We start from the raw sequence: 13,760 nt of genomic DNA on the forward strand, positions 1-13,760 counted from the left end.
ATCAGAGTTGATGGACGAATGTTTCGAGCGACTGCATAATGGCATTGCGGTAATGCATTTTGCCGGTCAGTTTGGCGATCATGATACATCCTTCTATCATGGCGATGATGGTCAGGGCGGCCTGTTCCGGATTGGTCTGCGGACTGAATTCTCCCTGGCGGATGCCCAGCGTGATATCGTGCGCGATACTGTCCTTCCATTTGCTCACGGCCTCGGCGGCGCACTGTTTCAGGGCAGGATGTGTATCGTCTGCTTCCGTGGCGGTGTTCAGGATAGGACAACCACCCACGGGGAACGGGTGCTTCAGGAAGTTGGTATATACATGCACATAGGCCAGCAGCTTACCGCGATAGGTGTCCTGCTTCGCTTTTTCCTCCCGCACAATGTTGGTCACCTGGCGGATATTGTATTCAAATGCCGCCAGCGCCACCTCGTCTTTGTTGGCGAAGTTACCGTATATGCTGCCTTTCGTCAGCCCGGTAGCATTCGTCATGTCCGTCAGCGAGGTGCCGGCATACCCTTTCTCATTGAACACAGGAGCGGTCTTCTCCACGATAAACTGTTTCGTTCTGGCTGCTTTGTTCATATTACTTATTCTTCCTGTTAGATGAAACAAAATTATACCATTTGGTATAAAATGAAAAATCTTTTTTCTGACCGGGCTGAAACGGTGTAAGCCAAAGCTCCAACATTGAATTGACCCCAAGCTCTAACTTTGAATTGGCCGTAGCTTCAACCTTGACGTAATCCAAGGCTTTACTTTGAATATCCAAGGCTTCAACTTTGAATATCCAGGGCATCAACTTATTGTGACCCAGGGCTTCAGCCCTGGGATACGCCGCCATAAAAGAACCGGGCCGACCCTAAAGGCCAGCCCGGTTCTTTTTCAATATAATCAGCTAAGTCAACTTATTCAGCAGGTTCCTCCGGAGGAGGTGGCTGCGGGTGTTTTTTCTTCTCGGCCCAATAATACAGCGGCGGGATCACCACCGGTGTAAACAGCAGGGTGAAGGTCAGTCCGCCGATGATCACCGTCGCCAGCGGCCTTTGCACATCGGAGCCGATACCTGTGCTGATAGCGGCAGGCACCAGGCCGATGATGGCTACCATCAGCATCATCATAATGGCCTTGAACTGGTCGACTGCTACCCGCTGCACGGAAGCGCGCAGCGTCAGGGGCGACTTGTACATCTCCCGGTTGAGTGCTGACACGAGCAATACGCCGGCCATCACAGAGATACCAAAGATAGACACGAAACCTACGCCGGCAGACACGTTGAAGTGGTAGCCACGGATGAACAGCGCCACAATACCGCCGGCCAAAGCCACCAGTATGCAGCTCATGGTCACGAACGTATGTTTCATGCTTTTAAACAGCATAAAGAGGAACACGAACACGATCACGATCGTCAGCGGAATGGTGAGTGACAGCTGTTTGCCGGCACGTTCCAGGTTCTCGTACTGGCCGCCGTAGATAATGTCATAGCCTTTGGACACATGTACGCTCTTGCCGATCTTTTCCTGCAGTTCTGCCACAAAAGAGCCCTGGTCGCGGCCTCTCACGTTGGTACGTACAGTCACCATGCGTTTGCCATCGATGCGGTAGATGTTGGTCTGCCCATCGATAAACTGAACGTCCGCCAGCTGGTCCATCGGTATCAGCGCGCCGGTGGCGGCAGGTATCTGCAGGTTGCGGATAGCTTCTACCGTATTCCTGTCCTGTGGCAGGTAACGGATCACGATATCGTACCGTTTGGTGCCGTCATATAATGTACCGATCGGTTTACCGCCGATAGCAGCTTCAATCATCGACTGGATGTCGCTGACATTGATGCCGAAACGGGCTGCATTTTCACGGTTGATGTTAATGGCCAGCTGCGCCTGGGTGCCTTCCTGTTCGATGTTCACGGAGGCGGAGCCTTGTGTGGCTTTCACGATTGCCGCGATGCTGTCGGCTTTGGGCCGCATCAGGGCCAGGTCGTCGCCCACCACGGAAATGGCCAGGTCAGCGGCGCTACCGGTCACGATTTCCATTACCTGGTCAATGATAGGCTGACCGGAGTTGAAAGACGTGCCCGGAATATTTTTTTCCAGGTCGGCCTGTATACGTTTTACGAGTTCTTTTTTGGTGATGGTATCGCTCCATAGCTTATAGTCTTTCAGGCCTACCAGTATCTCGGTACGGTTGGCAGGGAAGGGGTCGGTACCATCGTCGTTACGCCCGGTTTGTGTGATCACGTACTTCACCGGCGGATAGGAAGCGATCACTTTCCGGATGATGGGCGCGATCTTGGCGTTTTCCTGGATGGTAACGCCGGCAGGCATAAACGAACGCATGAAGATGGAGCCTTCGTCCAGCTCTGGGAGGAATTCCGTGCCCAGTTTGCCTGCGAGGCCTATCATCAGCACAATGACCACCGTAGCGATGATCACCGTTTGCCGGTGGAAGCGCAGGAAGAAATTGAGCGAACGCTGGTACAGGTGTTCCAGGAAATCCAGTATCCTGTTGCGGTGCGCCTTCATGGGCTTATCGGAAGACAGTGCTTTTTTGTAGGCATAGGAAATAAGCACCGGGATGAGCGTGAGCGCGCAGATCATGGCGCCTATCACGGCAAATGCCAGTGTGAGGGCCATGGGAGAGAACAGTTTGCCTTCCACGCGGGTCATCATCAGAATCGGCGTATAGGCGAGGATGATAATGGTAACGGAGAAGAATATTTCACGGCCTACTTCCTGCGCGGCAGAAAGCGTGATACCGATAATGCCGCCCTGTTTCTCCTGTGGTGTAGCGTTGCGGTAGCGGCGTATCAGGTGTTCCGCCATTACGCAGGCGCCGTCCACGATGATACCGAAGTCGATAGCGCCGAGCGACAGCAGGTTGGCTGGAATGCCGGTCAGCCGCATGAGGATAAACGCAAACAGCAGGGAGAACGGGATAGTGGCGGTCACCACCAGCGCTGAACGGATGCTGCCAAGGAAAAACACCAGTATGATCACCACGATGCTGACGCCCATAAACAGCGTATGCGCCACGGTTTCCAGGGAGTGGTCGATCAGGAAGCTGCGGTCGTACAGTACGCGGAGCTTTACGCCTTCCGGCAGTTCTGTTTCCGACAGCAGGGCCAGTTTTTCCTTCAGTGCTTTCAGTGCTATGCTGGGGTTTTCGCCACGGCGCAGCAGGATGATGCCTTCAGGGGAACCAACCTTGTCAATGTTTTCATCGGGCACTGCGTAGCCCAATACGCCGGAAGGTGGGGGGGGAGCGGTTTCCACGGTGGCCACATCTTTTACGTATACCGGTACGCCGTTGACAGCGGTCAGTACAATGTTACGCAGGTCTTTTTCAGACTTCACCGCACCGAGGCCTCTCACTGCGAAGCCTTGTCCGCCGCGTTCGATGACGTTACCGCCGGTATTAAGGTTGTTTTTCTGTACCGCGTCGATCACGGACTGCAGCGTAAGGTTGTACTTACGCAGTTTTTCCGGGGAGGTGAGGATATGAAACTGTTTGAGCGGCCCGCCGAAGTTGGTCACGTCGGCAATACCGGGCACTTGCAGGATGGCCGGGCGTATTACCCAGTCCTGCAGGTCTCTCAGCTGCATAGGCGTGAAGCTGGGCGGTGCTTCCACCACGTAGCGGTAAATTTCGCCTACGGCGGTGGTGAGTGGTGCCAGTTCCGGTGTAACGCCTTCCGGCAGGGAAATGGAAGAGAGTCTTTCTATGACCTGCTGACGGGCGAAATAGTCGTCAGTGCCGTCCTGGAAAGTCAGCTGTACTACCGAGAGGCCGAAGATGGTGCGGCTTCTGCGGTCGAGTACGCGGGGCACGTTGTTCAGCGCCCGTTCGATGGGAATTGTTACCTGTTGCTCCACTTCTTCCGCGGCACGGCCATCGAAAGGCGCTACGATGATAACGTTGGTGTCAGCGATATCGGGGTAGGCCTCAATTTTCAGCTGGGTAAAACACCAGTAGCCGATCACCGACAAGACCACAGCGCCAATGATGACCGCCCAACGGTTACGTAAAGAGAATATCAGAATGTTACGGATCATGCTTCAAATTGATCTACGTGATGGGTAATAATAAAGCCTCCCTTATAGGTGCTCCTCAGCAGTGTCAGCACTTCCCGCACTTTGTCGTCTTCATCTATGAGGGTGATCATCATGGGAGGTTCGTCAAAAGAAAAGATTTCATCCGGGCGTTTCATGCGCTGGTTGATGCCAAAGCCCATGACACCGCGGTATACGGTGGCTCCTTTCACATTGTTGTTCATCAGGAGCTGCATAATGTATTCGTACAGGGGGCGGGTACCGTACATATCATCTTTGTCAATAAAGATTTGTGCCTGTAGCATAGCTGTATTTTTAGTAGCCGAATGAAATACCTTTTAACTGCATGGAACCGTCTGTCACCACTTTATCGCCTGGCTGCACGCCGGTGAGCACCACCATGCGGTCGCCTACCTGGGCGGCGGTGAGTACTTCGCGGCGAACGAAGGTGCGTTCGTCTGTTCTCACGAAGACGTAGTTTTTGCCCTGTACTGTCACCACGGCGGCACGCGACACGGAGAGGGTATTGCCTTCGCTGACACCGAATTTAACGGTGGCATACATGCCGGCGCGGAGTTTATGCTGGATATCGGCCACGGTGATCCTCAGTTTCACCATGCGGGTGATATTGTCTACCACTTCGCCCACGTTTTCGATCACGCCGGTAAAGGTTTCACCGGGGTAGGAGTTGAACTGCAGTTTGCAGCTGCTGCCTTCCTTCACTTTGGTGATCTGGTTTTCCGGCATTTCGCAGATGAGCCAGGTCTTATCGGTTTTGGCGGTGACGAGTGTTTGCGGATCGAAGCCGGCGAGTTTCAGTTTGGATTCATGCTCGATGATAGAAGTCTTTTCATTGGCGAGGTCTGTTTCCGCGATGGCCATGTCTGTTTGTGCAGAAATGAGCTCCGTTTTGGCATCAGACACGTCTTTGCCGGTACCTGCGCCATGTTCGGCGAGGTCTTTAAAGCGGTCCAGTTCTATTTGTTTCTGGGCGGCGATGGCTTTTTTCTGCCGGATGATATTGCCTTTTTCCCGGATGTTGATGATGTGTTGCAACATTTCGGTGTAGCTGGCAGTGATGTCCGGATTGTCGAACAGTACGATGTTTTGTGAGGCGTTGCCGTTGGAACGTACTACGGTGGCGGCCACATGTGCCGGGGCCATCAGTTCTGCGTTCAGGTCGCTCTGGGTGGCTTCCTGAGTTTTAAAGAAGTGCAGGGTAAGGCTGTCGGGGGGCAGTTTAATGGTGCGTCCACTGTCTTCCACTACGGTTTTGGTGGCAGGGGCGGGCTTGTTTTCATGGTGCTGTCCGCAAGACATAGCCAGCCATGCGATGCTTGCTATTGATAAGCCAAAGGCGGTCTTTGTCATCTGTTAAATTATAGTTGATTAATCAATCCGGTTACCTGTAATAATTGCAGGTAGCTTTTACGGTAGTTGTACAGTGCGTCATAATACATCTTCTGGGTATCGAACCAGGTCCGTTGTGCGTCCAGAAAATCTATGATGGTGGTACCGCCTTTTGTATAGGCATACCTTACTGACTGCAGGATGTTTTCCGCTTTAGGCAGGATGTTTTTGTATTTGTCCACTGTTTCCCTGTTTACCTGGTAGGTATGCCAGGTGGACTGCACTTCGGTGTTTACCTGTTGTTGCAGGGCCGACAGTGACTGTTGTGATTGTTGCAATACTATTTTAGACTTTCTGATCTCGCCCTGGTTGCGGCTGAAGAAAGGCAGTTCAATCGTAGCGTACAAACCGAAGTAAGGGACCCTGTTCTGGGGGTTCCAGATAAAGCCCAGTTCAGGAGAGGGTATTGCCAGTGACTTTTGCAGGGAAATATTGCTTTTGGCGGCGGTGATCATGGCCTGTGCCTGTTGCACGTCCGGGCGTTTGGCCAGGGAAAGGGCGAGCAGGCTGTCCAGCTGCTGTGTCATTTCCAGGGACATGACCGGGTCCTGGTCATCGATGGTGACGCTATCGGTTTGACCGGTGAGCAGTTTCAGGTTTTGAAGTTCATTGCGATAGCTCTGCGCTGCATTTTTGTACTGGATCTGGTATTGTTCCAGCAGCAGTTGGGTACGTGCCAGTTCGCTGGAGCTGATGACCTGGTTTTTGAGCCGGATTTCCTGGGTTTTGACGAGGCTGTCGACGTTTTCTTTCGCTTCGAGGATCAGTTCCAGGTTGACCTTATTGTACCAGACATCCAGCCATTTGTTGCCCGTTTCCGTGAGTACGCCCCTTTCCGTGTCTGCATAGGCTTTTTCAGTGACGGACACGTTGCCGGCGGCGTATTGTTGTTTGTATTTCCGCTGGCCTGCCAGCTGGAACTGTTTGGTGAGCTGCCACCAGTACTGGTTGTTCTTTCCGTCCAGGAACTTAGTGTCCGGCGCCCACTGACTGGAGTTGGTCATATGCAGCGTCTGGTTGTTCAGTACCGGGTTGGGCCTGAGGCGTGCCGTGACCACATCGCTTTGGGCGATGGCCGTGTTCAGGCTGGCCGGTTTAAGGAAAGGGTTGTTGTTTCTGGCGGCATGTAAGGCACCTGGTAAGGTAAGGGTAGTCTGGGCCTCCGATATCAGAGGCAGGCCTACCGTACACGAGAAGATAAGTAAAATGGCGTAACGCATTCCTGATTTGTGCTGTTTGCTATAGATAATTACTGTTGTGTTGCGGTTTTTGTTCAAATCACCGGTAATATTACCTTGCCGGTAAGGGGTTCGTTCACATGGCCTGTCGCTAAATCGGGGGGCAAGATAGGGAATATCGAAGGATGTAGCAGACAGGTGAACATTAAAATTAGCTTAAACAATTTAGTGAAAACGGGAACGGATATAGGAAAATGTGCAAATTTTTTGGGTGTAATAGTTAATCCTGTATATTTGTATGGTAACCATATTTGTAAGTAATTATATTGATATTTTATCGTTTCGCTGCATGTTTAAAGCTTTGATTAGTATTTGTTTTTACTTTTTGTAAATATTTATTATTCATAATTTAAAGCGTTACGATGGAAAGAGAGACATATTGTTATCCGGGAAGCCAGGCTGAACACTTTCAGCAAACCGGTGGCAGACCGCCATTTTTACCGGGAAGAAGTGCCATATTGTGCCATCTGAAGGCAGTCCCATGTGACGAAAAGTGAAAAAGCAGCCAAAGGCAACATCCTTATTCCGTTTAAGTATTTTTTAAGCCCCATCTCTCACGCCATGTATAATGGGGAATGGATATGTATTTCTTGTAAACTTTTTTATTAACTATTTAAAAAGATGTTATGATAGAAAGACCACAATACAAATATTTCGGAACGATGGCAGAGCATTTTCAACAGATGGATGAAATGTTTGAGAAGGAAAGGAAACGCATTGCCGCTTTTACGAGAGAAGAAGCAGACCAGTACCTCAAAGATGCAGGCGTTTATCATTTATTGGTTCGCCCCAAAAGAAGAACGCCCTGGCGCACAAAGAGTACGCGTCGAAAGGCGAAGGATGCCGCTAAATTAAAAAGACGAAGGCTCCATGGGTAACTTGGCGGTTTTCCCATAGAACTTCAACAGATGTGTACAATGTTGTTCTCGTTTATTGCAAACTTTTTATTTAACCATTTTAAAATACTTGTTATGATAGAAAGACCTAGATACCGGTACGTAGGAAGCCCGGGTGAGCATTTCGAGCAGGTGATGGAAATGTTTGAAGAGGAGAGGAAACGTATTGCCACTTTTACTAAGGATGAGGCATTGCAGTATTTAAAGGATGCAGGAGTCTACCATTTGTTAGTGGGACCTAAAAGACGAAGTCCATGGCGTAAAAAGAGCGAGAGGCGTAAACAGAAAGATGCTGCACAACTAAAGCGGCTAAGGCAACGTAGATAATTGTTTGAACCCTAAAACCATTGTTTGAAAAATGACCCGAATAATCTCCGATTCGATGTATGCCGCCGTGCCCGGACTAATCATCGGCTTTCATGGTTGCGAACGTTCCTTAAGGGATGATATCATTAGTGAAGGAAGAAAACTTCGTTTCAGCACAGGTAAGTATGAGTGGCTGGGACATGGAATTTATTTCTGGCAGAATAATTATGAGCGCGCAATGGACTTTGTGACTCATCCACCGGATGGAAGAAAAATAGTTCATCCAGCCGTGCTTGGTGCTGTCTTAAGTCTTGAACATTGTCTGGACCTCTTGGATACAAAATATATTAGGCAGTTACGGACAACGTTTGAAATGATGGAACATGCAATAAAGTTGAGAGGAGGTAATTTACCTTGTAACCGGAATAAGCATGGTGCCGACAACCCTATGGACAAAGTGATCCGTGAATTAGATTGCCATGTAATTGAATTTCTTCATGAAAGAATGCGACAGGAGGGCGTAAAACCTTACGACTCCGTCAGAGGCGTTTTCATCGAAGGCACTCCCATCTACGAAGACGCCGGCTTCTACGACAAAACACACATCCAGATTTGTATCCGGAACCCCAACTGTATTAAAGGATATTTTATTCCGCGGGAGGAGGAGCAGTGGTGATACTGGAAACCGCTGTGGCAGGATGCTACAGCGGTTTTTTGTTTATTCGTTGCACCGGTGGATACCAGTGCCCCGGGGTTTAATTTACCTGTTTTTCATAGATGAGTTTCATTCCCTTCAGGTTCACCAGTCCATGGAGATAAATGATATTCAGCTCCCTACAGGCGCGGTAGACAGGGCATTCCGGCGGAATCCTGTCGTTCATGACCAGTTCCAGCGGCGTGAAATACAACTTTTCCAGTAGCGTCTGGTCCAGATTGTGCCGATAGATATCTTCCTCCAGTCCTCTGCGGATATTCAGCCTGAGGAAAGTGGCCAGCTGGTTTTCACGGAACTGCCTCACGCCGGCCCAGATGTCAGGGTACATATCCCGCAGGTCCCGGAAAAAGACCGGCTGTGTCGTCAGTATCACCCTTTCGGCTATACGGAAAAAGTTACTCATCTCGATAATCGCATTGGAAGAGATGTGCCGGTTGAATGACAGGTACCGGTCGGTTTTTTCCAGCCACCTGCCGATGATATGGGCTACCAGGCTTTCTTTGCTGTTGAAATGTTCATAGAAGCATCGTTTGTGCAGCCCGCATTGCCGGGCAATTTCATCGGTGCTGGTGGCCCGGATGCCTTTCCGGGCAAAAAGGGTGGTGCCGCTGTCCAGCAGCTGATGCCATTCTTCTTTCATACAACATGTTTTATGTAGGTTAATGCAAAGTGCCGGTTGCTTTCCTGTATGCTGCTTCCTGTATCCTGTATTCTACTTTACTGTCAATGGTGCTGCTGTACGCCTGTTGCCATATCGTTTGTGCTTCCAGCACGTCTTTACCGGTAATAGTGCCTGCTTTCAGGCGGTCATTGGCCAGTTTGAGGTTTTCTGCGGCCTGCTCCAGGGAAAGGCGTGATGTATGGATCTTTTTCACGGACTGGTTCAGGGCCAGGTAGGCCTGCTGTACTTCCAGGCCCAGTAACTCTTTGGTATTGTCCAGTTCCTGCTGGCGGGCAGCGATCTTCAACGTTTGCTCTTTTACTTTCCCGGCTTTTTTGCCCCAGTCGAAAATGGGTACGCTGATGTTGGCCAGTCCATACCATGAAGCCATCAGGTCTTTGCCGTTGCTGATATTCACTCCTTTACCGGCCGCGCCCATCCCCGCGGCTGTTACGCCGAAGGTGGGCAGGAAATCAGCTTTCAGCATTTTGCGTTGTAGCTGTTCTGCTTCCAACACGCGGTTCAACAGCCGTATCTCGGGCCTGTTCTCTGCCGCGGCGGTGAGGTCCGGCGCCGCCTGTTCGGGAAAGTCGCCACTAACGGAATCAGCTACATTAAAATCTGTCTGCCCGGCCATGCCTGTCACCTGGGCCAATGCCAACTTTGCCATCACCAGTCCGTCATGCGCCTGGTTGAGCTGCAGCGAGGCTTCGTTCAGGTTCACTTCCACCCGTAACAGGTCATTCTTATAAATAAGCCCTGCGTCATAAGCGTTTTTCAACTCACGCTGCAGGCCTTGTAACATCTCCTGGTACTTTTGGGCGAGGATGATTTTTTCTTTCACCTGCACTACCTGCCAGTAGGCTTTGTTAACATTGAACAACACATCCGCCTCTGAGAGCGCTTTTTGTTCCCGCTGTATGCTCACGCCTTTGGCAGCGGCAGCTTTGCCCAGCTGTATTTTGCCACCGGCGTAAACGGGCTGGGTGACAGACACGGAGGCGCTGCCGAAGTATTCCGGTATCATGCCGTTAAGCGCTCCGCCGATCGGTTTGCCGAGATATACGCCCATCACTGAACCGTCGATCGACGGATAAGCCATGGCGTTGGCCGACTGCACGGCGGCATTGGCGGCATCTATCTGGTATTGTGCGGCTTTGATCTTTTTATTTTGTGTGATCGCCATCTGCTGGCAGTCGGCGACGGTGAGCACGGGCGCCTGCGCGAAAGCCTGTTGAACAGCCATGGCTGCTGCCAGCGTGCATATAACTCTGAAATTCATGATTGTCTTTTTTACAGGCAGGCGGCGCTATGGCCGCCTGCGGATAAATTAATGAGCGGGTTTGTACATGATCTCTGTATCATGGTCCGGTGCTGTAACCGGTTCCGGTGCCGGGCGTACAAACAGGTAATACAGCACGGGCACAACAAACAGCGTCAGTATCATGGACACGATCAGGCCGGAGGCCAGTACGCTGCCCAATGGCGCCCACAGCGGTGATTTGCCGATGATCATGGGCACCACGCCGATGGCGGCGGCTGCCGATGTCAGGAAGATGGGGCGCATACGGCGCTTGGCGGCGCTGAGCGCGGCGGCTTTTATCGTATAGCCGTGGTCGCGGATCAGCTCATCGGCATAGTCAACGAGGATGATACCATTGCGCACCACAATGCCTATCAGGCTGATGATGCCCATGAAGGCGGTCATGCCCATCGGGTTGCCGGTGAGGTACAGGCCCAGGAAGGCGCCCAGCAGGCTAAGCGGGAAGGTGGCCAGGATGATCAGTGTTTTACCAAAGGTTTTGAACTGGAACAACAATGTGATCAGGATCAGTATCAGGCTGGTGCCCAGTGCTTTGCCCATGCCCGGCGCATTTTCGGCGGATGATTCAGCGTCGCCGCCATATTGAATACGGATGCCTGCCGGCAGCTGCAGTTTTTCAATCTGCGGCCGGGCCTTTTTCAGGATCTCGGAGGCCATGATGCCTTTCTGCGCTTCAGACAGTACGGTGAGGGTACGCAGGCCGTTACGGTGCGCGATCACGCCGGTATGCCAGGAAGGTGTGAGGCCGGCCACTTCTTTCAACGGCACTTTGGCGCCATAGAGACTGTTCAGGTGCAGGTTGCCCAGATCGTTGAAGTCCTTCCGGTTGCCGGCTTCCATACGAAGGAAGATATCTACCGGTTTATCGCCTTCCCATAGCTGGGATACGGCAAAACCTTTCAGGCCGGCGCCCATCGTTTGGGTGATCAGCTGATTGGGCACGCCCAGTCGTGCTGCTGCATCTTCCTTAATGTTAAGGCTTACGCCCAGATAATCATCTTCATAATCTGTCCGTACCCAGTTGGTGCCGGCGGTATGTTGCAGTATCTCTTTGATCTGCTCTGCCACCTTTTTCTGGTCGCTCATGTTTTCGCCGATAACGCGGACAGCCAGCGGTGAACCTTCCTGCATGCTCAGCTGGCGCAGGCGCACGTATCCATTGGGAACAAAATTCTCAAACCGGGGAAGGTATTCCTTCACCAGTTCGTTGGTGGCGTCACTGCCGGTGGTGGTGATAAATACCTGTGCAAAGTTGCGCCGCGGCATTTCGGGAGCATAGGTCACATTAAAGCGGGGTGAACTGGAGCCCACGAAGCTGGCGATGCCGGTCACCCGCTTGTCTTTCTGCAGTTCTTTTTCCACCAGTTTCACTACCCGCTCTGTTTCTTCCAGGGATGTGCCATTGGCCATCCATATTTCGGCATTGAATTGTTTGCTTTCGCTCAGCGGGAAAAACTCCTGCTTTACTTTGCCTGCCAGCACGATCGCCAGCACAACAGCTGCCACGGCCACGCCGACGGTTGTTTTCGGATAACTGAAGGCTGCTTCCGCCGCGATGTTAAAAGCATGCTGTAACCTGTCAAGCAGGCTTTTACCTTTTTTGGTGGTGCTGACTTTATGTTTCAGTCCTTTTTTGATGAACACATAGCAGGTATAAGGTGTGAGCAGCAAAGCCACGGCCATGGAGGTGATCAGCGCTACGGCCACGGTCACCGGCAGGGCGGCAATGAAGTCTTTGGATATGCCGTTCATAAAGAGGGCCAGCGGCGCAAAGGCGAAGATAATGGCCAGCGTGGCGGTGAAAATGGGCAGTGACAACTGTTTGGCTGCCTGCCAGGCGGCCGTCCACGGCGTAATGCCTTCATCAAGTTTTTCGATGTAGTTGTCCACCACCACAATAGCATTGTCCACTACCATGCCCAGGACGATGATCAGCGCGGCCAGCGTTACCTGGTGCAGCTCTATTCCCATGATGTTGATCAGGCCAAAGGTAATCAGGATGGAGATGGGCGCTGCCAGGGAGGACACGGCGGCCACACGGAAAGGCAGCAGCAACATCACCACGATGATCACTGAGGCGATTGCCATCCCGAACTCTTTCATGAAGTGCCGGATACTTTCATCTACCACCTCCGGCTGGTTGACGATGGTCTTGATTTTCACATCAGGCGGTAATTCCTGTCCCAGCGACTTCAACCTGTCTTCCACCAGGTGGCCGAATTGTACAATGTTGTTGCCTGGCTGCATCTCGATGGCGAGCATCATTACCTTGTCATCATCGATACGGATAAACGAAGACAATTCTTCATAACGCCGTTCTATGCGTGCCACATCGCGCAGGCGCACCACGGTGCCTTGTGGCGTGGTGTAGATGATCTGGTTGCCCAGGTCATCGGCTGTTTTATAGCGGCTGTTGGTAAATACCGGAAAGGTATTGGAAGAAATGGTCATCTCGCCGGAGTAACCGGTAATATTCTGCATCTGCAATGTCCGGATAATAGTAGACAGGTCAAAACCATACTGCTGCATTTTTTGATCGTCGATTGTAACATAGAGCTGTTGCTTTTGGCCACCGGACCGGTTTATTTTGGACACTTCCGGAATGGTCTTGAGCCCGTCTTCTATTTTATCCAGGTATTTTTCTATTTCTGCGTAGCTGCGTTGGGGTGATGATACGGTGATGATCTGTGCTGTCACGTCGCCGAAGTTGCTGTTCACAATGGGGCCTATAACGCCCTGTGGCAGTATCTGCGGCGCAGCGCTGTTGAGGCCGTGCTGCAGGGTGCTCCAGAACTTCTTGCGGTCTTTTACGCTGGTATGCAGTTCTACGGTGATGAAAACCTGTCCGTCTTTGGTTTGTGACTTGGTCTTCTCTTTGTTCACTTCTTCAAAGGAAAACAGGTATTGTTCAATTTTATTGGTCACCTGTTTTTCCATTTGTACTTCATCGGCGCCGGGGTAGAAAGCATATACCATGGCTGTTGGCATATCTATCTTCGGGTTTTCCGCCCTGGGCATGTTCAGGAGGGAATAGAGCCCCAGCAGCAGTAACAGCACCACTACTACGATGGTGACTTGTTTGAACTGCATGGCCGCTTCTATGAAACTGATTTTATTTTTTTTCATGCTTCCGTTTGTTGGTCATGCTGAATAATGGCTG

General features: G+C 51.4%; 10 protein-coding genes. 2 read left to right on the top strand and 8 right to left on the bottom strand.

The window, feature by feature from the left end:
- Position 1 precedes the first annotated feature (1 nt).
- From HGH92_RS19545 to HGH92_RS19565, 5 genes are all read right to left on the bottom strand, one after another.
- A complete protein-coding gene (locus tag HGH92_RS19545; RefSeq protein WP_168872436.1) occupies positions 2-586 on the bottom strand; it encodes a TetR/AcrR family transcriptional regulator in 585 nt (194 codons plus the stop codon).
- Between the two features lie 323 nt (positions 587-909).
- Positions 910-4,053: an efflux RND transporter permease subunit gene (locus HGH92_RS19550; protein WP_168872437.1), complete on the bottom strand. Its 3,144-nt coding sequence runs from the start codon at positions 4,051-4,053 to the stop codon at positions 910-912.
- The gene (locus HGH92_RS19555; RefSeq protein WP_168872438.1) at positions 4,050-4,355 is read right to left on the bottom strand and encodes a DUF190 domain-containing protein; all 306 of its coding nucleotides are present in this window, start codon (positions 4,353-4,355) and stop codon (positions 4,050-4,052) included. The genes HGH92_RS19550 and HGH92_RS19555 overlap by 4 nt, the downstream gene beginning before the upstream one ends.
- Before the next feature lie 10 nt (positions 4,356-4,365).
- Complete coding sequence (locus HGH92_RS19560; protein ID WP_168872439.1) at positions 4,366-5,421, bottom strand: efflux RND transporter periplasmic adaptor subunit; 1,056 nt, start codon at positions 5,419-5,421, stop codon at positions 4,366-4,368.
- An 8-nt stretch (positions 5,422-5,429) separates the two neighbouring features.
- Positions 5,430-6,680, bottom strand: a complete 1,251-nt coding sequence (locus HGH92_RS19565; RefSeq protein WP_168872440.1) for a TolC family protein — start codon at positions 6,678-6,680, stop codon at positions 5,430-5,432.
- A gap of 644 nt (positions 6,681-7,324) precedes the next feature.
- Between HGH92_RS19565 and HGH92_RS19570 the strand changes: the two genes are divergently transcribed.
- Together HGH92_RS19570 and HGH92_RS19575 are read left to right on the top strand one after the other, a co-directional pair.
- Positions 7,325-7,576, top strand: coding sequence for a hypothetical protein (locus HGH92_RS19570; RefSeq protein ID WP_168872441.1), 252 nt, complete (start codon positions 7,325-7,327; stop codon positions 7,574-7,576).
- Positions 7,577-7,952: 376 nt separating this feature from the next.
- Positions 7,953-8,576 (top strand): hypothetical protein, encoded by a 624-nt coding sequence (locus HGH92_RS19575; RefSeq protein WP_211092675.1) that lies wholly within the window; start codon positions 7,953-7,955, stop codon positions 8,574-8,576.
- A gap of 79 nt (positions 8,577-8,655) precedes the next feature.
- On the opposite strand, the gene HGH92_RS19580 is transcribed toward HGH92_RS19575, so the two are convergent.
- Genes HGH92_RS19580 through HGH92_RS19590 form a run of 3 tightly spaced genes read right to left on the bottom strand, consistent with a single transcriptional unit; the run spans position 8,656 to position 13,726 of the window.
- Positions 8,656-9,255: a TetR/AcrR family transcriptional regulator gene (locus HGH92_RS19580; protein WP_168872442.1), complete on the bottom strand. Its 600-nt coding sequence runs from the start codon at positions 9,253-9,255 to the stop codon at positions 8,656-8,658.
- Between the two features lie 19 nt (positions 9,256-9,274).
- Positions 9,275-10,558, bottom strand: coding sequence for a TolC family protein (locus HGH92_RS19585; protein ID WP_168872443.1), 1,284 nt, complete (start codon positions 10,556-10,558; stop codon positions 9,275-9,277).
- Between the two features lie 48 nt (positions 10,559-10,606).
- Complete coding sequence (locus HGH92_RS19590) at positions 10,607-13,726, bottom strand: efflux RND transporter permease subunit (protein ID WP_211092676.1); 3,120 nt, start codon at positions 13,724-13,726, stop codon at positions 10,607-10,609.
- Positions 13,727-13,760: the final 34 nt, after the last annotated feature.

This window comes from Chitinophaga varians, from assembly GCF_012641275.1.
Taxonomy (GTDB): Bacteria; Bacteroidota; Bacteroidia; order Chitinophagales; family Chitinophagaceae; genus Chitinophaga; species Chitinophaga varians_A.